Source organism: Edaphobacter acidisoli (genome assembly GCF_014642855.1).
Taxonomy (GTDB): domain Bacteria; phylum Acidobacteriota; class Terriglobia; order Terriglobales; family Acidobacteriaceae; genus Edaphobacter; species Edaphobacter acidisoli.
The window spans coordinates 1,128,282-1,151,127 of record NZ_BMJB01000001.1 but is presented as its reverse complement, the minus strand read 5'-3'; the positions used below and the strand labels follow the sequence as shown (position 1 = coordinate 1,151,127).

At 55.6% G+C, this 22,846-nt stretch carries 19 protein-coding genes; 12 read left to right on the top strand and 7 right to left on the bottom strand.

Annotation, left to right across the window (positions count from 1 at the left end; all coding sequences use genetic code 11):
- Positions 1–79: 79 nt before the first annotated feature.
- The 7 genes from IEX36_RS04710 to IEX36_RS04680 all read right to left on the bottom strand — a co-directional run bounded on the left by IEX36_RS04710 (position 80) and on the right by IEX36_RS04680 (position 6,995).
- Positions 80–1,249 carry a DegT/DnrJ/EryC1/StrS family aminotransferase gene (locus IEX36_RS04710; RefSeq protein WP_188758132.1) on the bottom strand — a complete coding sequence of 390 codons (1,170 nt, stop codon included), beginning with the start codon at positions 1,247–1,249 and terminating at the stop codon, positions 80–82.
- Positions 1,246–2,229 carry an NAD-dependent epimerase/dehydratase family protein gene (locus IEX36_RS04705; RefSeq protein ID WP_229668715.1) on the bottom strand — a complete coding sequence of 328 codons (984 nt, stop codon included), beginning with the start codon at positions 2,227–2,229 and terminating at the stop codon, positions 1,246–1,248. The genes IEX36_RS04710 and IEX36_RS04705 overlap by 4 nt, the downstream gene beginning before the upstream one ends.
- Before the next feature lie 98 nt (positions 2,230–2,327).
- Positions 2,328–3,020, bottom strand: a complete 693-nt coding sequence (locus IEX36_RS04700; protein WP_229668714.1) for an acyltransferase — start codon at positions 3,018–3,020, stop codon at positions 2,328–2,330.
- Positions 3,010–4,116: a DegT/DnrJ/EryC1/StrS family aminotransferase gene (locus tag IEX36_RS04695; RefSeq protein WP_188758131.1), complete on the bottom strand. Its 1,107-nt coding sequence runs from the start codon at positions 4,114–4,116 to the stop codon at positions 3,010–3,012. Before IEX36_RS04695 ends, IEX36_RS04700 begins: the two co-directional genes overlap by 11 nt.
- Positions 4,113–4,667, bottom strand: coding sequence for an acyltransferase (locus IEX36_RS04690; RefSeq protein WP_308422277.1), 555 nt, complete (start codon positions 4,665–4,667; stop codon positions 4,113–4,115). The genes IEX36_RS04695 and IEX36_RS04690 overlap by 4 nt, the downstream gene beginning before the upstream one ends.
- Entirely contained in the window at positions 4,667–5,794 is a 1,128-nt protein-coding gene (locus IEX36_RS04685; protein ID WP_229668713.1) for a Gfo/Idh/MocA family protein, read from the bottom strand. Before IEX36_RS04685 ends, IEX36_RS04690 begins: the two co-directional genes overlap by 1 nt.
- A 160-nt stretch (positions 5,795–5,954) precedes the next feature.
- On the bottom strand, positions 5,955–6,995 hold the full coding sequence (locus IEX36_RS04680; protein ID WP_188758129.1) for a sigma 54-interacting transcriptional regulator: 1,041 nt from the start codon (positions 6,993–6,995) through the stop codon (positions 5,955–5,957).
- Between the two features lie 344 nt (positions 6,996–7,339).
- On the opposite strand from IEX36_RS04680, the gene IEX36_RS04675 reads away from it, so the two are divergent.
- From IEX36_RS04675 to IEX36_RS04620, 12 genes are all read left to right on the top strand, one after another.
- Positions 7,340–8,479 carry a multicopper oxidase domain-containing protein gene (locus IEX36_RS04675; protein ID WP_229668712.1) on the top strand — a complete coding sequence of 380 codons (1,140 nt, stop codon included), beginning with the start codon at positions 7,340–7,342 and terminating at the stop codon, positions 8,477–8,479.
- Positions 8,480–8,871: 392 nt separating this feature from the next.
- The gene (locus tag IEX36_RS04670) at positions 8,872–9,555 is read left to right on the top strand and encodes a UpxY family transcription antiterminator (RefSeq protein ID WP_188758128.1); all 684 of its coding nucleotides are present in this window, start codon (positions 8,872–8,874) and stop codon (positions 9,553–9,555) included.
- A 232-nt stretch (positions 9,556–9,787) separates the two neighbouring features.
- Positions 9,788–10,768 carry a sugar transferase gene (locus IEX36_RS04665; RefSeq protein ID WP_229668711.1) on the top strand — a complete coding sequence of 327 codons (981 nt, stop codon included), beginning with the start codon at positions 9,788–9,790 and terminating at the stop codon, positions 10,766–10,768.
- 115 nt (positions 10,769–10,883) lie between these two features.
- Entirely contained in the window at positions 10,884–12,398 is a 1,515-nt protein-coding gene (locus IEX36_RS04660; RefSeq protein ID WP_229668710.1) for an O-antigen translocase, read from the top strand.
- Between the two features lie 78 nt (positions 12,399–12,476).
- Positions 12,477–13,472, top strand: a complete 996-nt coding sequence (locus IEX36_RS04655; RefSeq protein WP_188758126.1) for a glycosyltransferase family 2 protein — start codon at positions 12,477–12,479, stop codon at positions 13,470–13,472.
- A 10-nt stretch (positions 13,473–13,482) separates the two neighbouring features.
- A complete protein-coding gene (locus IEX36_RS04650; protein WP_229668709.1) occupies positions 13,483–14,415 on the top strand; it encodes a glycosyltransferase family A protein in 933 nt (310 codons plus the stop codon).
- A gap of 37 nt (positions 14,416–14,452) precedes the next feature.
- Positions 14,453–15,499: a glycosyltransferase family 2 protein gene (locus tag IEX36_RS04645; RefSeq protein ID WP_188758125.1), complete on the top strand. Its 1,047-nt coding sequence runs from the start codon at positions 14,453–14,455 to the stop codon at positions 15,497–15,499.
- Between the two features lie 77 nt (positions 15,500–15,576).
- Positions 15,577–17,061: a choice-of-anchor Q domain-containing protein gene (locus tag IEX36_RS04640; protein WP_188758124.1), complete on the top strand. Its 1,485-nt coding sequence runs from the start codon at positions 15,577–15,579 to the stop codon at positions 17,059–17,061.
- A gap of 152 nt (positions 17,062–17,213) precedes the next feature.
- Positions 17,214–18,158 carry a glycosyltransferase family 2 protein gene (locus tag IEX36_RS04635; RefSeq protein ID WP_188758123.1) on the top strand — a complete coding sequence of 315 codons (945 nt, stop codon included), beginning with the start codon at positions 17,214–17,216 and terminating at the stop codon, positions 18,156–18,158.
- Positions 18,159–18,365: 207 nt separating this feature from the next.
- Positions 18,366–19,202, top strand: a complete 837-nt coding sequence (locus IEX36_RS04630; protein ID WP_188758122.1) for a class I SAM-dependent methyltransferase — start codon at positions 18,366–18,368, stop codon at positions 19,200–19,202.
- A gap of 382 nt (positions 19,203–19,584) precedes the next feature.
- Positions 19,585–21,297 (top strand): hypothetical protein, encoded by a 1,713-nt coding sequence (locus IEX36_RS04625; RefSeq protein WP_188758121.1) that lies wholly within the window; start codon positions 19,585–19,587, stop codon positions 21,295–21,297.
- A gap of 106 nt (positions 21,298–21,403) precedes the next feature.
- On the top strand, positions 21,404–22,813 hold the full coding sequence (locus tag IEX36_RS04620) for an O-antigen ligase family protein (protein ID WP_188758120.1): 1,410 nt from the start codon (positions 21,404–21,406) through the stop codon (positions 22,811–22,813).
- Positions 22,814–22,846 lie beyond the last annotated feature (33 nt).

The window sequence follows — 22,846 nt, the reverse complement described above, 5'->3', positions numbered from 1 at the left end:
GGTTTTCAGCCAGCACTCTGAGCCCTGTCTGGAGATCTGCGGGTAGCAGGACTTCAGCTCCATGCCTGGGAAGGTCTTCTCAGAGGACTATGGTCTGGAGTGACTCAATGATGTAGTCCTGCTCGGTCTCGGTCATCTGATGGAAAAGCGGCAAGATGAGTCCGGTGTCGGTGGCCAGATTGGTGTGAGGCAGTGAGCGGTCCCATGCCGGGGAGCGGTAGGGAAGTTCGCGGTGGATGGCCATAATCGCGCGGCGGGTGGAGATCTTCTTTTCGAGTAACTGCTGCATAATTGCATCACGATTTTTTGCGTGGTCGCCGATGAGGCGCACCATGTAGGACTGGAAGTTGTGGCGGCAGTTGGCAGGGACTGCGGGGGTGATCATCCAGGGAAGATGCTGGAGTGCGGCGGTATAGCGCGCGGCGAGATGACGCCGGCGCGCAAGGAAGCTGTCCAGGCGGCCAAGCTGTGTGATGCCGATCGCGGCCTGCATATCAGTCATGCGAAAGTTGAAACCGACTTCGTCGTAGGTTTCGGTGACGACCTGCTTTGCATTGTGACGCGCCACGTCGGAAAGGCTCATGGCGTGTTGTCTAAGGCGGCGGAGACGTTCGGCGATCGCGGTATCACTAGTGGTAATCATGCCGCCTTCGCCAGTAGTCAAAACCTTTCTGGGATGGAAGCTGAAGCAGGCCATGGTTCCCACTGGCGCACCGATCAAGTGTCCTGCGTATTCGGAGCCGATGGCGCAGGCGGCGTCCTCGATGATGGCAAGATGATGCTTTTGGGCAATCTGCGCCAGGGCGTTCATCTCCGCGGGTAGTCCGATCTGGTGGACGACGAGAAGAGCTTTCGTGCGCGGTGTAATGAGTGCCTCGATGCAGTGGGGATCGAGGTTGTAGGTGGCGAGGTCGATGTCGCCGAAGACAGGAGTTGCTCCGACATAGGCGATGGAGTTTGCTGTAGCGATAAAAGAGAGGCTGGGGCAGATGACTTCGTCGCCCGCGCCGATATTGAGCGCGATCAAGGCCAGGTGGAGCGCGGTGGTGCAAGAAGACACACCGACTGCGTGTTTGCAGCCGACATAGGAGGAGAATTTTTGTTCAAATTCGGCTACACGCGGGCCCTGTGTAACCCATCCGGAGCGCAACACCTCGATGACTGCTTGTTCTTCTTCGGCGCCGACGAAGGGGCGCGCAACAGGGATGGTTGTCGAAGGAGTATCTGTGAGAGATGCGAGAACGCTCATCGGACACCTCCGGCGGTCAACTCAGATCTGGCCGCTTCGCGCCACTGAATCAGTGCCTCGAGTCCGCTTGCAAGATCGACCTGCGCTGTGAACCCAAGCATTTTTTGCGCCTTATCGATAGCCGCCCTGCGTGCCTGGACATTATTAACCTTGCGCGCGGGAAGATACTCTGGCTGGAGAGAGGAGCCGGTGACCTTTAGCAGGAGATGGCAGAGTTCGTTCAGCGTTGTTTGCACTCCGCGGCCGACATTGAAGACCTCGTCGGTTGTGTCGGAGACCAGGCCGGCAAGATTGGCGCGAGCGACATCTTCGATAAAGACGAAGTCCATGGACTGCGAGCCGTCGCCGAAGATCTTCGGCTGCTGGCCAGCTTCGATGGCGTCTAGCCAACGGATAAGGACTTCGGTATAGACTCCATCGATGTCCATGCGCGGGCCGTAGATGTTGAAGTAGCGGAAGGCGACGTAGGGAAGTCGGAACATCTCGTAATAAGAGCGAAGCATCTGCTCGTTGGCGATTTTTCCTGCTCCGTAAAGCGTGCGGTTGTTGAATGGGTGAGCCTCATCCATTGGGAGGTAGGAAGGATTGCCATAGACAGAGGCCGAGGAAGCGGCCACAATCTTTTTGACCTTGTGGCGCACGGAGCTTTCAAGGACGTTTGACATACCGTCGATGAGAACTTCGACAGCCTCGCGCGGTGCCTCGGCGCACCTTGTGATGCGCAACGCAGCTTCGTGGAAGACATAGTCCACGCCAGCTATGGAGCTGTCGACCAAGTCGCGGTCGCGGACATCGCCTTCAATAACAACCAAGCGTCCTGTGCTTCTAGCCTTCTCGACGTTTCGGAGGTTTCCACGGATAAAGTTGTCGAGCACGCGGACTTCGGCCGCGCCAGCTTCAATTAATTGGTCCGCGGTTGTACTGCCGACAAACCCAGCCCCGCCGGTGATGAGGATCGTCGTTCCTTGAATGGGGTTCATTGCTCTCCTCCGCTGCCTGTTTGGCTGTCTAATGCCGGTCTTCCTGTTATAGGTTTAAAGCCTGCCGTCAAAAATATATGGAGGCAGATTAGGACAGGTTACTCCTTGCGGTGCCGGATAATCCTGGCGGGCACGCCCGCGACTACCGAGTACTCGGGGACATCCGCCGTAACGACTGCGCCGGCACCGACGATGGAGTGAGCGCCGACGTGAACGCCGGGCAGAATGGTTGCGTTGGTACCTATGTCGGCGCCATAGCCGATTACGACAGGCTCAATTGTGAGTTCGGTTGCGATGATAGGTACGTCGAGCGGTTCGCCAGTATGTGCGGAACCGAGCACTTTAGCTCCTGGACCCCATCCTACGTAATCCTCCAGGACGAGGTTGCGGGCATCGAAATAGGCATGGGGACCGATCCAGACATGACTGCCGATGCGACAGGTTCCATCGAAGCGGCCCTGGATCATTGTCTGCGCACCGATGAATACCGCGTCGCCCAGTTCCATGGTCTCGGGATGTTTGACGACAACTTCGGGGCCAACCTGCAGCGCATGTCCGGCAGTGCGGCACATGGCGCGAAAGATGATGCGACGCAGCAGAGACTCGAATGAGCCCTCTTCACTGCGATATCTGGAATAAAGCGCGAGCAGTTCTCCGGGCGAATGAGTCTGTTTCAAGTGAGCGGCAAAGTCCCACTCCCAGGCAGGGTCGTTCATGACTTGCGCGCCGCCAAAAACAGCAGGGACGATGCGAGCACAAGTGACGTCCGTGGGTTGTTGATCAGACGACAAGGCAACCCTCCTTGAGTTCTGCTGCGACTCTTTCGATTGCCTCAGTCTGGATGCCCGGATACATCGGTAGCGAGAGGATGCGGTTCTTCGTCCGCTCTGTTATAGGGAAGTCGCCTTTCTTATAGCCGAGCGAGCGGTAGGCTTGTTGCAGATGGAGGGGTATGGGATAGTGCAGGCCGGATTCTATGCCTGCGTCGGTCAACTGCTGGCGCAGAGCATCTCGGTTCTCGGATTGGACAACATAGAGATGGTAGACGTGGCGACCGTATGGCATCTCTGTGGGAGTGGTGATCCCGGAGCCAGCCAGTGCATGGTTATAGGCCGTGGCGGCGTGACGACGCTGGTCGTTCCACCGGTCAAGATGTTTGAGCTTGACGGAGAGAATGCCTCCCTGAAGTCCTTCCATCCGCATGTTGAGCCCAGGGAAGACGTGCTCGTAGCGTTTGGATGATCCGTGGTCGCGCCACATGCGGATCGATGCGGCGAGTTTCGAGTCGTTAGTGGTGACTGCACCGCCTTCGCCACATGCGCCGAGGTTCTTCCCGGGATAGAAGCTGAAGCAGCCGGCGATGCCGAAAGAGCCAGCCTTTCGGCCTTTGTACTCGGCTCCATGCGCCTGACAGGCGTCTTCTACGACGGGGATTCCGCGGCGTTCGGCGACTTCTAGGATGGGATCCATGTCCGCAACCTGGCCGTAGAGGTCAACGGGGATGATAGCGCGAGTGCGAGTCGTGATGGCCGATTCGAGAAGCGTAGCGTCCATGGTAAAGGAGACCGGATTAATGTCGACGAAGACAGGTCGTGCACCTACTGCGGTGATCGCCTCAGCGGTGGCGATGAAGGTGTGGGGAACAGTGATGACCTCGTCGCCAGGACCGATGCCCATCGCAGCCAGCACAAGATGAAGTGCGGCAGTGCCTGTATTGACTGCGATGCAGTGCGCAGTGCCGGTATATGCGGCGAACTCCTGTTCAAATTGCTGCACCTCCGGTCCGAGGACAAAGGTCGAGTTGTCTAGGACTCGGACGAAGACTTCGCCGAGTTCTTCTTTGATCTCGTTGTGGAGGGACTTCAAATCGACAAAGGGAACCTTCATTTCTCCTCCGGCGCGTTCACAATCGTTCTCAGCACACGGGCGGGGTTTCCCGCGACGATCGTGTTCGGGGGGACGTCACGGGTGACGACGCTGCCCGCACCAACGATGGCTGATTCTCCTACAGTGATTCCGCACAGAATGGTGGAACCGGTGCCGATCGAGGCTCCCCGCTTGACTACCGTGGAGATAACCGTCCAGTCGTCTTCTGTTTGAAGGCCACCGCCGTCGCTGGTGGCGCGGGGATATTTGTCGTTGATGAAAGAAACATTGTGACCGATGAAGACGTCGTCTTCTATCCTCACGCCTTCGCAGATAAATGTATGACTGGAGACTTTGACATTGCGTCCAATGGAGGCATTTTTTTGAACTTCGACGAAGGCGCCGATGCGGCTGTTGTCGCCAATGGAGCAGCCGTAGAGATTGACGAATGCGAAGAAGGTCACGTTTGCGCCAAGCGTCACGTCCGGAGCAATGCGGCAGAAATCCGGAACACGGGAAGGCGCCTGCAGGTCTTCTTTGGCCTCAGAGTCGAGGTGGGCTGGTACTGACATCATGCAACTCCAACGGTTAGGACAGGATTGAGCGCAGGGTTGAGAGTATGGGGTAGCAGGGAGCCGGGTACAGGAACCGGCGGCCTGAGATCGACCAACCGGCCACGGTGCTTCATTGACCGGGAAGCGCTCTCAAGAATGCGCACTACACGGAGTCCGGCTTGGCCTCCGGTAATTGGCTCGGCGCCGGTGCGGATGCACTCGACGAAGTGCTGTATCTCAACCTTCAGGGCCTCAGATACATCCAGATGCGGAGCGTACATGTCGCCGGAGCGGTAGCCGACCAGCGCTTTGTACACAGAATCGCGCGACCCGTTCACTGTGACACCCTTGTCGTATACTTTGATTTTTTCACTGGGCTCCATATCGTCGTACACGACCATCTGCTTGCTTCCGCCGACCAGAGTGCGGCGTACCTTCACAGGAGAAAGCCAGTTGACGTTGACGTGAGCGATGACATTTTCGTCGAAGAACATAGTGAGATAGGCGAGGTTTTCGACACCTCCGAAGAGGTGGTTGATCCCGGTCGCTGCGACGGCGCATGGGGATGAGGGCAGGATATAGTCCATGATCGCGAGGTCGTGGACCGCCAGGTCCCAGATGACATCGACATCACGCTGAAACAAGCCAAGGTTGATGCGTGTGGAATCGTAGTAGAGGACGTCGCCCAGTTCTCCCGACGAGACAATCTCCTTAATCTTGCGCACGGCTCCGGTATAGACGAAGGTATGGTCGACCAGCAGAGTGAGTTTGCGGCGGCGAGCCTCTTCGATCAGGTGGGAGGCTTGTTCGGAGGTTGAGGTCATCGGCTTTTCAACGATGACATGCTTGCCGTGCTCGAGTGCCTGGAGCGCGAGTTCATAGTGGGTCGAGACAGGCGTCGCAATGGCGATTGCGTCGATATTCGGGTTTTCGAGCAGATGACGATAGTCTGTCGTTATTTCAACTGAGGGATAGCGGCTTACAACCTGCTGCAATCGATCTTCTCGCATGTCGCTCACTGCGATGAGCTGCGTCTCCGCTACTTCGAACAGGTTGCGAACCAGGTTCGGTCCCCAATAGCCATAACCAATGACGCCAAAGTTAATCACAAGTCCTCCAATCATCTGCGTACGGGCTAAATTCAAAGTTGCACCATTCGAGTGCAAACATGTTGACAATTGCTTGCATAGCCACAGTTTCAGGGCGGTCTGGATGAAAATGTCTCGTACTTCCATCCCTGAATCAGGACACTTCGTGCAGTCTGGAAGTGTCGCTTATGGTTAAGCATGTCTGTTTCCAAAAAACCTACGGGGCACCGACCTTTCCCTGACCCTGTATGGAGCATTGCTCCAGCGGAGGTTTGGTGGAGCGTACTGAGGGCAGTCCAACTTCCTTGATCTTGTGCAGCAGCGCACGATAACTAATGCCAAGCGCAAGAGCCGTCTTGGTGCGGTTCCATGAGTAGGTTTGCAGCGCGCTCAAGATTACATTGCGTTCCAGGTGTTGAACTGCGCGCTTGGTCTGAACACGCAGGGGCGTGTCGAGATCAACGGTGGAGGGCGATGCTGCGCGAACGGCCTCGGCGCCACGGAGCACTGGGATGAGGTGCTCTTCTCCACCAAGCAGCACATATCGTTTGGCCATGTTTTCCAATTCGCGGATATTGCCCGGCCAGTGGTAACACTGCAGCAGATTGATAAAGGGTCCACGTAAAGGTGCGGGTGTTCTGGAGAATTGTTCGGCATATGTCTTGATGAAGTGTTCCACCAGGATGGGTATGTCCGAGATGCGGTCCCGCAAGGCAGGCATGTCGATATGTAGAACGTCTATGCGATGGAAGAGATCGATTCTGAATCTTCCTGCTGCGACTGCCTCTTCGAGATTGTGGCTGGTCGCACAGACCAGACGGACCTCTGCCGGAGGGCCATCCGGAGTGCCAAACCGTGCAGGAGGGAAGCCGTTAACCGCGCGCAGCAGACGGGATTGCAAGGGAAGATCGAGTTCCGCGATCTCGTCGAGGAATAACGTGTCACGGTGGGGTCGAAGGCGATCCTCCGTAGGTGGTATCTCAGGGTTATCTTCCACCGTGTCAGCACCAAAAAGTTTGTCCTCGAATATCTCGTGCGGAACGGAGGGGCAGTTGATTTTAAGAAATCTGCCGTATCGGCGTGCGCTAAGGTTATGCACAGCTTTAGCGGACAGTTCTTTGCCGGTGCCGCTTTCACCTGTGATAAGGACGGGAACATCCGTCTGGGCAGCTCTCCTCAACTGCTCACCGACGCGAAGGATTGCCGGTGACGTTCCCAGAAGAGATTCTGCCGGCGCACTGTGCTTGATATCGAACATCGGTCTTCTGGAATCTCGGGCATGTGAGTTGCCATTCCTTCCGAAAGAGAAGAGTTTTCAGCGAACACCTGCAGATGAATTTCGTCTGGGTCTGTGCGGTTGAGCCTGAAGAAGTGGTGTTTCACGGGAATAGGGCCCCGATAGCACGAAATATGTGCATAGTTTGCAAAATGCTGCAAAGATTGGTGCCGTCTGGTTGCATGCCGGGACAAGATGCCTGGGATTTGCAAATAGATTGTGGTGGAAGCCAACCTGCTATGTAATGGTGCGGGGATGATCGTCGCACATTCCCTGGGAGAGGTGACAGGGAAGTGCTTGATCGGCGGAATTACAAAAGAGTGGTGTTGGCTGGATTTCTAGTGTTTGCGGCGATTGCTGGCTCCGCGCAGACGAGCGAAGGAACGGCTTCCATGAACGGGAAACATGCGGAGGTGCCTGCGCAGCCGGCCGGTGTTCCCCAAAAACATGGTGTTATCCGCACATACTATATTGCGGCCGACGAGGTGGACTGGGACTATACACCGAATGGTCGGCATCTGGCCGGCGTGCCGCGTAGGGAGACCGGAGACGATGAGAGCTTGACGGGAACACAACATCGCGTCTATCACAAGGCAATCTATCGCGAGTACACCGATGCGACATTCAAAACGTTGAAGACGCGGCCGCAGCAACTAGCGTATCTGGGCATTCTGGGGCCGCTAATCCGCGCTGAGGTGGGCGATACAGTGCGGGTCGTCTTCCACAACAATACCCATCTGTCGCTTACCATGCATGCGCACGGTCTGGAGTACAAGAAGGATGCGGAGGGGGCGATGTATGAAGACGGGACGACAGGGGCGGCGAAGGCAGACGACCTGGTAGCACCAGGGCATACCTATACCTACATCTGGGCGGTGCCTGAGCGTAGCGGCCCTGGACCAATGGATGGCAGCTCCGTAATTTGGATGTATCACTCGCACTTTGTCGAGTCATCTGATATGAATACGGGACTTATCGGACCCATTATCGTGACCAGGCGAGGCATGGCGCGTCCGGACGGATCGCCAAAGGATGTAGACAGGGAGTTTGTTCTCGACTTTGCAATTTTCGATGAGACAGATAGCTGGTTCTTTCACGGCAATTCGAATGGGAAGTCAACACCGATTCGCGTGAAGTCGGACGACCCAGTGGTTCGCGAGCAGAACATGCTGTATTCGATCAATGGATACATTGAGGGCAACCTACCCATGATGACGATGAGACGGGGCGAGCATGTGCGCTGGTACTTGCTCTCTAACAGCAACGAGGATGATGTGCATATGGCGCATTGGCATGGCAACACGGCGCTGTGGAATGAAATGCGCGTAGACTCCGTCCCACTAGAACCTATGTCGATGGCGGTAGCGGACATGGTTCCTGACAATGCAGGAATATGGCTGCTCCATTGCCATGTGAACGAGCACTTCAAGGGCGGGATGGTGGGTAGGTATCAGGTATTGCCCTAGCCGATCGAAACGCGCGAGTTGGCAAGAGATGGGGACACGTTGTGCAGGTTGTTTCATATAGTTGATACGATCTGAGGTCCGGTGGGGTGGGCGCGGGCGGCAGGTTGGGGTAGAGCGTGGGTTTAGAAACGCTTGTCGCGGTGAAGACTGGCATCGGGAATGGCTTGCAACTGGCAGTTAAATTGCAAATGACTCGTGTAAGTGAGCATCTGGCTTGAATGGAAGGCTTCCTTGACCGATTACGAATCATTCATCGGTTGCGGTGGACGGAACGAGAGCAACTCCTTCAGTCGGTCAGAGACAGATTTTCCACAGTGACACTTTGTGAGTCACAAGCGCGGAGCGTTGCATAAAATAGTCGCTCCATATTGATTCTGCAAGGTTTAGGGGGAATGTTGAATCGTCTGGCGAATCCAGTATCGAACCTGTCTCCTTTGCCTATGCTGCCTTCGGATGTGGCGACCCGGTGGTACGCGGTCTATACCCGCCCGCGTCATGAAAAAGCTGTAGCAGACGGTCTTCGGAGCAAATCGATCGAGGTCTTTCTGCCTACGGTGGTGACGGAAAGCAGATGGAAGGACCGGATAGTGCGCATCGAGTCGCCGCTGTTTCCGGGGTATGTGTTCACGAGGATTCATTTGGGTGAAAGGGGTAAGGTGCTGAGGGTATTCGGTGTAGTACGGATGCTCTCCAGCCATGGGGCGCCGGCATCGATCGACGATGCCGAGTTGGAGTCAGTGCGGCTCTGTGTTGAGCACGGTGTTCGGCTGGAGGTGGGGCCGTTTTTGAAAGTGGGACAGCGGGTCCGGGTGCGAGCTGGCCTGCTCGAAGGGGTTGAGGGAGTGATCGCACGTCGCAAGGACTCTCGAAGCCTGATCGTTCCGGTCTCGTTGATTCATCAATCGGTAGCAGTAGAGGTGGATGCTGGTCTGCTGGAGCCACTAGGATCGTCGGCGGTCGCGAGCAGAGCAGTTGGCAGTGGACTTATCGAGAGAGGGCGCAGAGGAAATGCTGCGGGACCGATGCACATGGCGAATGGCCATGATCATGATGTAGCTAGCATGTATCGGGCTTGAGTTGGGTTCTGAGGTAAAGCATCTTGAAACATCAGATTGCATGAAGGACTGAGGATTTTATATGGGTACTCAGAAAGTTGTTCCATTGCCTTGGATAAGAAAGTCGACCAGCCAAAAGGACTCAATGGTTGTCGCAGAGGTACGGCACAAGGCGGCAGTGGTTGATGAAAGCGCCTTTCTTCAAATGCTGCGATTCGAGCGCCGCCGAAGCGAACGGTCGTCGAGGTCCTTTATGCTCGCGCTGGTGAGCGGCGCCGATCTCGACCCGAAAGCAGGGAATTCCCTGATTCATGAGATTGTGGATGCAATCTTAGCCTGTACGCGGGAGACCGACATTCTGGGTTGGTACAAGAGCGGCCAGACGCTGGGCCTTCTGATGACGGAGATCGGTTGCGCCGATTCAGCAACGGTAAGCACGCTGATCCGGAAGGTTTCTGATGCAGTGGGACGGGCGGCGAGCCCGGACCGAATCTGCAGACTTAAGCTGACCTTTCGGGTGTTTCCGCAGGATGCTGCGGAACTGCCTACCGATGAGTTTGACGTGTTCTTGTATCCAGACATCTCCGGGGGAGGATGTGTCGACCGCCGCGCGCGCACACTGAAGCGTGCGATGGACATTGCTGGGAGCCTGATGGGGATTATGGCGTTTTTGCCAGTGTTTATGATCGTTGCGTTGCTGGTGAAGCTGACTTCGCGCGGTCCTGTGTTCTTCTCCCAGAAACGGGTAGGTCAGTATGGCAAGGAGTTTAATTTTTACAAATTTCGCACCATGCTTACCGGCAATGATCCCCAGGTCCATCGTGAGTACATTGCAAAGCTGATTGCCGGAGGCACGGATTCGAGCTACGAAAAGGGAGTGTACAAGATCACCAAGGACCCACGCGTGACACCAGTAGGACGGTTTCTGCGCCGGACGAGTCTGGACGAGCTGCCACAGTTCTTCAACGTGCTCAGGAATGATATGTCGCTGGTCGGGCCGCGGCCTCCTTTGCCATACGAATATGAGCGATACCGTGTATGGCATAGAAGGCGCGTGCTTGAACTGAAGCCAGGGCTTACAGGACTCTGGCAGGTAAAGGGCAGATCACGGACGACCTTCGATGAGATGGTGCGCATGGACATCCAGTACGCGAATATCCGCTCTCTGTGGATGGACATCAAAATCCTTCTGCAAACCCCGGCGGCGATGTTTTCGGGCCGGGGCGCCTGCTAAGGCTTTTCTGCAGTAGCGACGACTGAAGTGAACAAAGACAATTTTTATGACTACGGTATCGTGCGAAACCGATTTGCATCTCGCTCCCCCTTGCACTGAGGCTGAGTTGTGCCAGGTGGAAGAGGAAAAACAGGGAAGTTACGGCCAGATACTGAAGTCGTCGGCAATGGTGGGCGGATCTTCAGCAATCAACATCGTCATAGGTATGGTGCGGACCAAAGCGATGGCGATCCTGCTTGGCCCAGCCGGATTCGGCCTGTTTGGTCTGTTTGGGTCGATTGCGAACCTTACCCAGACAATCGCCGGCATGGGAGTCAATAGCAGTGGAGTGCGTCAGATTGCAGAGGCGTCCGGAACAGGCAACAGTGTTAGGGTGGCGCAGACCACGATTGTGTTGCGGCGGGTATCCGTGCTACTGGGTCTACTGGGTGCAGTGCTGCTGATTGTATTTCAACGGCCTGTGGCGCGGTTGACGTTTGGTTCCGCGGAACATGCCCCCGAGGTCGCTTTATTGTCCGTCGCCGTATTCTTTACTCTGGTGTCGGCTGGACAGGGTGCGCTGATTCAAGGAATGAGGCGCATTGCGGATCTGGCGAAGATGAGCGTTCTGGGGCCTCTGTTTGGAACGATCGCTGGTATTGTGCTGGTGTATTTCTTCCGCGATCGTGGTGTAGTGCCTGCGTTGATTGCCGTAGCGGTGATGGCGGCAGCGGCCTCGTGGTGGTATAGCCGAAGGATCAAAATTGAAAAGCCCTCGCTGACCGCGATGTATGTAACGCAGGAAGTAGGCGCGCTTCTGAAGCTGGGCTTCGCTTTTATGTCCAGCGGTTTGATGACAATTGGAGCGGCGTACGCCGTACGCATCATGGTCCTGCACCGTTATGGGCTCACTGACACGGGGCTTTACCAATCCGCCTGGACACTGGGCGGACTTTATGTGGGGGTCATCCTGCAGGCGATGGCTGCTGATTTCTATCCCAGGTTGACGGCGAGTGCGAACAACAATCCGGAGTGCAATAGACTCGTGAACGAGCAGGCCCACGTGGGTGTGCTGCTGGCAGGTCCGGGAGTCATTGCAACCCTGACGATTGCACCACTGATTATTGCTCTGTTCTACAGCTCGAAGTTCGGCGCAGCAGTAGGGATTCTACGGTGGATATGCCTAGGAACGATGATCCAGGTTATTAGTTGGCCGATGGGTTTCATCATCGTCGCCAAAGCGCGCCAGGTCATCTTCTTCAGCTGCGAGTTGGCGTGGACGGTCGTCAGTCTGGCATTAGCGTGGATATGTCTGGAGCATTTCGGCATCGATGGCGCTGGGATCGCATTCTTCGGCTCCTACATCTTTCACGCGGTCATGATCTACACGGTTGTGAGCTGGTTGAGCGGGTTCCGCTGGTCGACAGGTACAGCACGCGCCTGTGTGCTGTTCCTCACGATCGTGGGCGTGGTGTTTGCAGGATTTCACCTGCTGCCTTTTATGTGGGCGTCGGTCGCCGGTGTCGCGGCAGCGATACTCAGTGGAATCTATTCTGTGCGCGCTCTACTGCACTTGGTTCCGGCGGGGAGCGTTCCAGTCCGCGTGCGAAAGATATTTGTGTTGTTACGGATGGCGCCGGCAATCTTTTAGGCAAGGGATATGACTCTAGCTACATCGAACATCGCTATCGGTGAAGAACCAGTTATTGGTCGAGTGGAGAGCTCAGGCATGAGTTCTGTCGATGTGATCGTGCCTTGTTATCGCTATGGACACTTTTTGCGGGAGTGCATCGAGAGCGTGCTTGCGCAGACAGAGGTTGAGGTTCGCGCGCTGATTATTGATGATGCTTCTCCCGATAACAGTGGCGAGGTGGGCGAGGCACTGAGTCGGGAGAATAGAAGGGTTTCCTGCATTCATCACGCGGTCAACAAGGGGCATATCACCACCTACAACGAAGGGATCGAATGGGTTGAAGCGGACTACTACATTCTTCTGTCAGCGGACGATTATCTACTTCCCGGTGCCCTGGGACGCAGTGCACGGCTGATGGACGCACATCCCGCCATGGGATTGTCGTTCGGACAGGCGATTACGCGGATGGAAGGTGAGGCTGCCAACCTGGTTCCGTCATCTGGAGACGGCTGGCGTGTGCTGTCGGGGTCGGAGTTCATCAGGGTGAGTGGGGCGAAAAATATAGTGCCGACACCGACGGCCGTGGTGCGGACATCGTTGCAAAAGCGGCTTGGCGGCTACCGCGTGGAATTACCTCACTCCGGCGACATGGAGATGTGGCTACGGCTGGCTGCTCACGGTGATGTCGGCATACTTGACCAGTATCAGGCGGTCTATAGGTTGCACGCTGCCAACATGTCAGCTCGTTATTATGCGAGTCAGTATCTGCCCGATTTGCAACAGAGAAAGGCGGCTGCCGATTGCTTTCTGGACACATGCAGCGACATTCTGCCAGATGCCGGGCATATGCATCGCAGGCTGATTGAACTGCTAGCGAGAGAGACGGTGGGCTTTGCCAGTTCGGCCTTCAACGCTGGCGAACTTGATCTTTCTCGGCAACTCTCCGAGTTTGCGCGCGAGTTGGATCCAGCCGTGGTACGGTCTGGACGATGGATGAAGCTTGCGTTCAAACGGTGCGTCGGAACAGAGCTGTGGAACATGATGCGCTCGCCGATGCAAAGGATGCGCAGCCGTGCGAGGCACGAAGGGTAGGTATTGCGACATGCATACGAACAAGCCGGGCCGGATGGTTCAATATATCGTCATCAGTCCCGTGCGCAACGAGGCTGAGTACCTGGAAACGACCATCCGAGATATGGCGCGGCAGACGGTCAAGCCGCTTCGATGGATTTTGGTGAATGACGGATCTACAGATAGCACGCCAAAGATCGCAGATCGCTGGGCGTCGGAGTATAGGTGGATTGTTGCGGTGCACCTGCATAGTCAGAAACGAGATGTGTCGGGGGCCACGCACGAGGGTCAACAGGAACGTGGACGCCGAGCACGCGAGGCCAAGGAGATCATTGCCTTTTATGAAGGCTATGCAACGCTTGCAAATGTGGAGTGGGACTTTCTGGTAAAGCTCGATGGCGATGTCGGTCTGCAGCCGGACTATTTCGAACGTTGCTTCCAGGAGTTCGAGCGAGACCCAAAGCTCGGCATCGGCGGAGGTGACATCTGTAACTTTATCGATGGGGAATGGCGGGTCGAGGAGAATCCGCGCTTCCATGTGCGTGGGGCAACGAAGATTTATCGCCGTGCCTGCTGGGATGATATTGGAGGCGTGGAGCGTGGGGCTGGATGGGACACACTGGACGAGGTTAAAGCGAACATGAAGGGATGGAGCACGCGCAGCTTTCCCGGCCTGCAGGTAGCTCACTACCGCTATACCGGGGCCGCCAACGGATCCTGGCAGAACGCTGTCAAGAAGGGTGAATGGAACTACATCTCGGGATACCATCCATTGTTCATGGCGATGAAGTGCGTGAAGCGAATAGCTCAGAAGCCGCTGGTTACCGGCTCTGCCGGCCTGCTTTGCGGTTATCTACTGGCGCTGTTTAGGCGCGTTCCGCAGGTGGATGACAAAAAACTTATCCGCTACATCAAGCAGCAGCAGCTCCGGCGCCTTACGTTCCGCTCGACGATATGGAAATAGTGGCACGCTGAACACATCTGCTCGGCAGATTTCAGACATGGCAGACCTTTCAATCATCATCGTGAACTGGAACTCTCTGGAGTTTCTGAAGAACTGCATCGCCTCCATTGAGGCAACCACACATGATGTGGACTACGAGATCATCGTGGTTGACAACGACTCTCCTGAGCGGGGATGTCATGAGCTTCGGGTGCGGTTTCCAGACGTGAAGCTCATTGTCCTCGAGCGGAACATAGGCTTTGGAGCGGCGAATAACGTTGGAGCTGCGCAAGCGAGAGGCAGAGACCTGCTGTTTCTCAATCCCGACACGCTGGTGACAGAAAATGCTCTAAGTCGAATGATGGCTGTGCTCGATGCGCAGGAGGAAGTTGGCGCTGTGGGGTGCAGGCTTCTGAATGGGGACGGCACGCTGCAAACGAGTTGCGTGCAGTCCTTTCCTACGATCCTGAATCAGTTGCTGGCGTTCGACTGGCTGAAGTGTCATTGGCCTAGGCTGCCGCTGTTTGGTATTCGGGCTCTCTATACGAACGAGGGGCGCGGGGTTTACGAGGTCGATGTTGTTTCTGGAGCCTGCATAATGCTGAAACGAAAGGCCTTTGAGCAGGGTGGCGGATTCCACCGGGACTACTTCATGTACGCGGAAGAGGTGGATTTGTGTTATCGCGTCCGGAATGCAGGAATGAATGTGCAGTATGTCGGTGACGCGCAAGTTATTCATTTTGGAGGGCAAAGCACGAAAAAGAAGGAAGACGGCTTTTCCGATATCCTTATGCGCGATTCTGTGTTCAAATTTCTTAGGCGTTCTCGGGGAAATCCCTACGCCAGGCTGTATCGGATCGCGCTTTTTTTGAGTGCAACGGTCCGTATGGTTGTTCTGGTGGTCGTCTTTCCTTTTTCTGCCATCCCTAACCGGTTTATCCGTCGAGATGCTGTGAAGAGGGCCTTCAAAAAATGGAGCAATATCGCAAGGTGGAGCCTTGCGCTGGCAAATCGGACACTCGGGGCCGCAACAGGTTCCGGGCTTGATTTTGCAGGCAATACTCGCATTTTTGACAGTGGCCCCGGAAGTCAGGAGAACGCATGACAGCGCTCTCGCGGAAGCCTACCGTGCTTGCCGAACACCATGTAGCATCCGCTGATCGGCCGGGCAGGAGATCGTTTATGAAGCTATTGATTGCTATGTTATTGGCGGCGTCCTTTATGCTCGCCACGGTTCCGCTCAACGCCACGACTTACTACGTAGCTAAGTCGGGGAACGACTCAAGCAATTGCACGTCCGCCTCAGCTCCCTGTCTCACGATCGGTCGCGGTGTTTCTGTGGCGACGACTCCGGGGTCGATCGTGCAGGTCGGCGCAGGCACCTATACGGAGAGCATCACGATGTCCAACGCGGGAACGGCGAGTGCGCTGATCACGGTGCGCGGACAGGATGGTTCCGGTTGTCCCACGACTGCGATCTCCGATGTCAACTCGCCAACAGGCACGCGGCCAAACTCTTCCGTCATCATTGTGGGAAGCTTTCAGGTGAATGCCAGCTATGTTGCCGTCGATTGCTTTCACCTTGAGTCCAATGGCAACGGCGGAATTGGGTCGAACTCAGGACTGATCGGCAACTCTTACACCAACATTGAAGTCGATGGCAATGGTTGCACGTCGTGTGGAGGAGGATTTTACATCGCCGGCGTTGGGTCGGTATCGTCCTCGGGTTACTCGTCAAACTTCACCATCAGCCGCAATTACGTCCATGGCGTATCCAACGGATTTTATGGTGCGTGCTCGAACTGCACCTTCTCGGACAATGAGTTTTACGCGCTGCAAGGCGACGAGCCGGGCAGCGACCACGATTACGTTGATAGCTGGGGCGTGGGCACCATCTATCGCCACAATTACATGCACGGCAACACGAGCAACTCCTGCGATGGCTACGACTGCCATATGGACTGTATTCAGACCTGGAACACGACTGGCGATGGCACGGAAGTCTCGAAGAACGTCATCGTCGATCGCAATGTCTGTTTCAACCACCACGAGGGTGTCATCGTACAGGACAATGCGGGCAACGGCGATGTCAGCAATTGGACCGTGACCAACAATGTGTTCGCGTATCCTCCCTGGGACGATGGCTCGGGGCATCCGAGCGTGGCCGGGTCGGTGCAGCCGTGGTGCTGGGTATTTGAGGATGGAAAACTCGGTGCGAACGTCTTCTACAACAACACGTGCATCGATGGCGCCGAGGGTTTCCGCAACAATTCAGGAAGCGCATCGTTCAAAGACAATCTCTTCTACAGCGCAGGCACTGATACGTCGGTGTACGACACTTCATCGGCGACGGTAACAGGTGCGAACAACCTGTACTATGCAGTTTCCGCCAACTTCGGCGGAGCGCAGTTCACGGGCGACATTACCAACAAGAACCCGAACTTTATCTCACTGGGAACCTCTACGACCCAGTGCATCGGGTGCAACTTCAACATACAAAGCACAAGTGCCGCGAAGGACGCAGGCGTGTCAACTAGTCCCACGGTGATAAACGATTTGCTTGGTACGCCTCGTCCGCAAGGGGCGGCATACGATATTGGAGCTTATGAGTATGCGGGGACGGCGAAACCTGGTACGCCTTTGAATCTGGGAGGCACTGCCCACTAATCGTGTGCAGACGGACCCTAGTCGTGCGTCAAGCCTGGACGTAAAGCCAATCCGGAGGGCGAGGGAATTGCCCTCCGGATCATTGCTACAGCCAATCTTTAGCGAAACGTAGCTTTCGCACTTCTGTGTTTATTTCAGCCTTGGAGGTGACCATGCGAGCCGACCCGCTGGTCAGTGTCATCATCCCCACATATAACCGGGCCGGAACCGTTGGCGAATCGATCGACAGCGTGCTTGGCCAGTCCTATCCCAACATCGAAGTTATTCTCGTGGATGATGGGTCTACGGATAACACGCAGGCTGTGCTGCGGAGCTACGGAGATAGCATCCGAGTAGTGACACAAGCCAATGCCGGCCCGGCAATCGCGCGCAATCGCGGTATCTCTGTCGCGAGGGGCGACATTATCGCGTTGCTGGATTCCGACGACCTATGGCTGCCAGACAAGATCGCCCGGCAAGTTAAGTCGCTATGCGATGCAGGCTCCGAGGTGACGGCATCTTTGTGCAATTGCACGGTGCTGTATCCCAGCGGCAGGCGCACGTCGACTTTTGACATTGGTGACACGATGCCGAAGTGCTCGAGCGGAATATGGAAGAACCCTGCCGAGGTGTTGCTCAATCGGTTTGTGATGTTCAATCAGGCCGTGGCGGTACGCCGCGAGGTACTCGAGCGCGTGGGGTACTTCGACGAGACATTGCGTTTTGGCGAGGACTACGATCTACCCTTCCGTCTGGCTCTCGAAGGACCATGGACGATCTTGCGCGACGAACTGGTGGTGTATCACGCAGGCAGTGAGGGAAGCTGGGCGGAGAAGGCCATGCGCGAGGAAATTCGGATGCGCGAAGACCTGGTGAGGATTCGTGAAGGCATGGCAGCCTCGGTGGCGGCCAGGCCACCTTTTGCCCATCTGCGCCGGCTTGCGTCGCGCGAATTACGGCGCGAACAGCGCGAGTTGCGGATTGCACGCTTCACAAGAAAGCAGATGCTAGGCGCGGCAGTCCTGGGCAAATCTCTCCAGGTGGTGGAGCGACTGCGGCGAGCACTATTCCGGAGAGGGCCATTTTATCCACGCCTCGTGGTGGAGAAACTGCGATAGGTCAGCATTGTGCTTTGCGGATATGACAGGAGCTTCATAGTATTACCGTTGTCGTGCGGCAGAACAGGGGAATGGAAAATGATGTCCGGCCAACCATCTTCGGAGACGGCCTCTTACCACGGTGGACAAGATCCACTGGGCGGTCTTCCTCCGTGTCAATGCCCAGTATGTGGATATCCTGCCGGTGCGCTGCATCAGGCGCGTGAGATGATGCTAGGCACACGCGATGTCTTTCCCTACTGGGAGTGTGCTGAGTGCGGATGTCTGTCGCTTTCTGCGCCGCCCGCAGATATGAGCGCCTACTACCCCAGCGACTACTATAGCCTTCAGACTAGATCCGTCAGCCTTCTGCGTGCGTTGCGAGACTTCCTCTATCTTTCGCCGGCAGGGTTTCTAGTGAACTGGAGGCGAAGGACTGATCTTGATGCGATTCGGCGAGCACATTTGACCAAGAGGCAGACGCTGCTCGACGTAGGTTGTGGCGGCGGATCACTGCTGGCCGATCTGCGAGAGCTGGGTTACAAGGCGAGAGGTATTGATCCGTTTGTCTCGTCCGATGTTTATGACCGCTGCGGTTTGCGGGTGGAGCGCAAGACGCTGGCCGAGGTCACGGAGAGCTTTGATGTTGTCTTGTTTCGCCATTCGCTTGAACATATGCCGATTGACACACTTAAGATTGCACGAGCGCGCGTGAAGCCAGGAGGAGTCTGCGTCGTATGTATCCCGGTCGTCGGCTGGGCTTGGCAGAACTATAGTACTGACTGGTCTCAGCTTGACGCTCCACGCCACCTTTTTCTGCATAGTCGGAAGAGCTTTGAGATGCTTGCCGCCAAGAGCGGATTTCGTGTTGAGAACGTGGTCTTCGACTCCAATGAGTTTCAGTTCTGGGCCAGCGAGTCGTACCGCCACGATATTCCTTTGTCGCAAGCGGTGCGACCATCACCCGCACAGGTCCGGGCCATGCGCAGATCTGCTGCGTCGCTAAATCGGCGGGAACAGGGTGACACGGCGCAGTTCTACCTGCGGCCGGTAGAACATGCTTAACCGATGTACTTAAATGACTCGTATGATTCCCAATTCCAACGTTTTTAAGGATGTAGACGGGCGATGCGGACATCCGCCACGGTATTTTAAGTGCGGCATCGCACGGTTCAGCGTCACATTTTTTCTAGAAACGCTGTTCGGAGTCTTCGTTCTTGTGTGCTCCACCAGTTCGAGTTATGGTCAGGATCTTGTTCTGTTGCACGGCAACCAGTCATATGAATTGGAGCAGCAGGAGATTCAAGCTCTTGCCAGTTTTTATGGCGTTGGTCTGATCTCCGCGGACACCAGTTCTCCGGATGCAGTGTCTAAGGCCGTCCAACGGGTAGCTGCTCCTGGTACGCTTGCGGTTCTTGCCACAGAGGATGCGCTCGCAGGATCTGACATGAATGTACTTCGAGGAGCGCTTGAACGGCACGGCAGAGCCAGTACCCCGTTGCTCATCTTCGCCGTCACAGCGCGAGGGAATGGGAATGTGGTGAAGGCGTGGTCGGCGGGCACTGTCAGCGAGTGCGCTACCTTGTCTGACCGCGCTGAACCTGACACGGTTCATGTGGAACAGGCTGAGAACCTGGCCGGTGTGCTTACCGGCATGAACTTTGCAGCCGTTGCATCTCCCACATGTAGGCTCGAAGGAGCAGCCGTTTCCTCTGCAACGGTAATCTCTTCAAGATGGGCGGGCGGCGATTCCATACCGTTGCTTGTACGGGCACAAATCGGATCGCGCGAGGTCTATTTCGCCCCACACATGCGGCAGTTTGACGATTCCTTCCTGGGCAAGCCGTCGGGAATGGAGAAGAGTTTCTCATTGCTCGCGCCATTTCTACTCTTTCTCAATCACGTCGTCGGAGAGTACGGTTGGCATCTTGACGGGCATTACGCTAACTTCACCATCGACGATCCATGGTTGACTGATCCCTATGGCGCTCTGAACTATCGTGGCTTGCTTGATCAAATGGACCGGCACAACTTCCACACAACCATCGCTTTTATCCCCTGGAACTACAACCGTAGCAAGGCAGATGTGGTCGCATTGTTTCGTGCGCATCCCGATCGCTACTCCATCTGCATTCATGGCGACAACCATATACACCGCGAATTTGATAGCTACGCCGTGAACCCGCTCGATGTACAAGCACGGGAGATACGGCAGAGCGTCGCGAGGATGGATCGGTTCCATGGGTTAACCGATATTCCTTACGACCATGTGATGGTGTTTCCTCACGGGGTAGCGCCGTTGGATACCTTCCGAGCGTTACGTGCATATGGATTTTTGGGTACGGTGAACTCACTCGATGTGCCGCTTGGCGAGCCTTTTCCTGACGATCCGGAATTCCTGCTACGACCTTACACAACGAACTATGCGGGGCTGCTCAGCATGTTGCGCACTTCAGCGGCGGTGCCGATACCCAGAACTGACATTGCCATTCAGATATTTCTTGGCAACCCTCTCCTGTTTTACGCGCACCACGACTTGTTCGAGCGCGGCATAGGCGCGTTCAACCAGATTGCGGACATGGTTAACCAGATGCAGCCTGACACCATCTGGGCTGGGCTGGGTGAGACTATACGGCACACGTATCCAATTCGTCGGAGGATGGACGGCGACTACGATGTGCGCATGCTCTCCACGGAGATAGATCTTTCCAACTCAGGCGGTAGCGGGGCTGTGTTCCATGTAGAGGCTCCAGAAGGGCTCTCACCTGAGGCTAATGTGACAGTCGATGGTGCATCCGCTGTTTTCGAACTCGACGCGGGTTCCTCGGCTCTGCAGCTGACCATCCCGGCGCATCAGACACGCAAAATTCGTATTGTGTCGAACGGCGGCTTCGACCCAAGACGCGAAGACATCCGCAAGCGCAGCCTCTACGTGTATGCCCTTCGTCGGATATCCGATGTACGAGACATGGAGATGTCTCGGTTCTCATGGGGCCGCGTCATCGTAGCCGCCTACTACGGAGGCAACGCGCAGGAGTGGGAACTTGCACTGGAACATAGTCGGTGGCTCATGCTTCTATGCGGCGCGTTGCTCGGAGTGCTTTATCTGTGGCGACGGAGCAGGCACCGTAATGTCAGTAATGTCGGCAGCAAAAAGTAACTTCGCTACGTAGCAGAAGTATCAATACAGAAGTGCCAGGATAGCTATCTGCTCCGGCCCACAGCGCGGTCATCTGGTCCGGACATAAGAATTGGAACGGGTCTCCATGATTCTTGTCATCATTCTCGACTTCCTCGTGGTTGTCACTCTGCTCGTAGTAGCCATGCAAAAGGGCTTTACCGCCACTTTGCCGGTAGCTGCGTTCTTCCTGGTTCTCTTCCCAGAGGAGTCCAAGATCTCGATCGGTGGCCTTTTCGACATAACAACTCAGCGCCTTGTCGTTTTGATGCTGTTCTTTTTGGTGTTGCTCATGACCAAGCAAAGAGGCGCCTCGCCTGAGAAGCTTCCGCTCAAAGGATGGATTGTCCTGTTGACGGTGTGGTGGACACTCTCGGCGATAAACTCCATTGCCTTTACCGATAGTGCGAAGTCATTGTTCTCACTGCTTCTTGACTACATTGCGGTCTATGTCATCTATGCCAAATACGTTCCTGATGTCGAAACTGTGAAGAAGGTTCTCTTTGGACTGGCCAGCGGGGTGATTGTTTGCTCTGTCTTCGGTGTGATGGAGGCCTATGGCCACTGGTCCGTTATCTCACTGTTTCCAGTTGAGATTCACCGCTTTGGCGCCAGCGGCGATTTGTACCAGGACACGGCTCGCGGACTTCGGGTACAGTCTACCTTCGGCCATCCGATCTTGTTCGGTACGGCCCTGGCTCTAGCTATCCCCATGACACTGTACTTGCTGTCGCTGGCTAAAAAGGGTCGACGCAAAACGTTTCTGTGGATAGGTATTTTGCTGATGTTTACCTGCATCTTTAAGGCCTCGAGCCGCGGCCCATGGATGGCACTTGCAGCGTCGCTTGCGCTGCTGCTTTTCTTTGGCCGGGGAAAGATCAAGAAATACATGGTTATCATCTCGATGCTTACCCTGACTGTGCTTGTGGTGCGGCCGGGTGTGTGGGAGACGATCTGGAACGACTACGCTGCAACAGTCGACCCCACGTCGTATCAAGGGCAGTCGTATCAATACCGTTATGAACTTTACAGCCTGGTTTCAGAGCGGCTAGACCAGAGCTTCGATCGAATGCTGCTTGGTTTTGGACCACAGTCGTTTCCGATGCTTCACCTGACTGGCAAAATTGAAGGGCGCACGATGTCATTCGCAAGTTGCGATAGTGCCTTTGCTGAGTTGTGGGCTGAGACCGGATATGTGGGCTTGCTGATTGTTTGCCTTATGCTTGCTTTGGTCATCTTCAGAACGGTCCGTTGTGCGCGTCGACTGCCATCACCCGATAACAGGTTATGCCTGCTGTTTTTTGTTAACCTGGCTGCCTTCTGCTTCGAGATGACCAACGCTGAGATATTTGGATGGGGACAGCAGGCGATCATGCTGTGGATTGTCATAGCCCTTACTTCCACTTATCCCTATCTCGTCAAGGCCACCCTTCCGTCAGAAGAAGAGATAGCCGCCGTGGACATATTAGTGAACGAATACCATACGGTTTCGTCGTGACTGCAGAATTTGGAATACTGTCGGATGAATGAG

Bases quoted from the DNA above. Each gene is read 5' to 3' on its own strand.
- IEX36_RS04710 (WP_188758132.1), bottom strand. From the start codon at position 1,249: ATGAGCGTTCTCGCATCTCTCACAGATACTCCTTCGACAACCATCCCT.
- IEX36_RS04705 (WP_229668715.1), bottom strand. From the start codon at position 2,229: ATGAACCCCATTCAAGGAACGACGATCCTCATCACCGGCGGGGCTGGG.
- IEX36_RS04695 (WP_188758131.1), bottom strand. From the start codon at position 4,116: ATGAAGGTTCCCTTTGTCGATTTGAAGTCCCTCCACAACGAGATCAAA.
- IEX36_RS04690 (WP_308422277.1), bottom strand. From the start codon at position 4,667: ATGTCAGTACCAGCCCACCTCGACTCTGAGGCCAAAGAAGACCTGCAG.
- IEX36_RS04680 (WP_188758129.1), bottom strand. From the start codon at position 6,995: ATGTTCGATATCAAGCACAGTGCGCCGGCAGAATCTCTTCTGGGAACG.
- IEX36_RS04670 (WP_188758128.1), top strand. From the start codon at position 8,872: ATGTTGAATCGTCTGGCGAATCCAGTATCGAACCTGTCTCCTTTGCCT.
- IEX36_RS04665 (WP_229668711.1), top strand. From the start codon at position 9,788: ATGCTCGCGCTGGTGAGCGGCGCCGATCTCGACCCGAAAGCAGGGAAT.
- IEX36_RS04655 (WP_188758126.1), top strand. From the start codon at position 12,477: ATGAGTTCTGTCGATGTGATCGTGCCTTGTTATCGCTATGGACACTTT.
- IEX36_RS04650 (WP_229668709.1), top strand. From the start codon at position 13,483: ATGCATACGAACAAGCCGGGCCGGATGGTTCAATATATCGTCATCAGT.
- IEX36_RS04645 (WP_188758125.1), top strand. From the start codon at position 14,453: ATGGCAGACCTTTCAATCATCATCGTGAACTGGAACTCTCTGGAGTTT.
- IEX36_RS04640 (WP_188758124.1), top strand. From the start codon at position 15,577: ATGAAGCTATTGATTGCTATGTTATTGGCGGCGTCCTTTATGCTCGCC.
- IEX36_RS04635 (WP_188758123.1), top strand. From the start codon at position 17,214: ATGCGAGCCGACCCGCTGGTCAGTGTCATCATCCCCACATATAACCGG.
- IEX36_RS04630 (WP_188758122.1), top strand. From the start codon at position 18,366: ATGATGCTAGGCACACGCGATGTCTTTCCCTACTGGGAGTGTGCTGAG.
- IEX36_RS04625 (WP_188758121.1), top strand. From the start codon at position 19,585: ATGAATGTACTTCGAGGAGCGCTTGAACGGCACGGCAGAGCCAGTACC.
- IEX36_RS04620 (WP_188758120.1), top strand. From the start codon at position 21,404: ATGATTCTTGTCATCATTCTCGACTTCCTCGTGGTTGTCACTCTGCTC.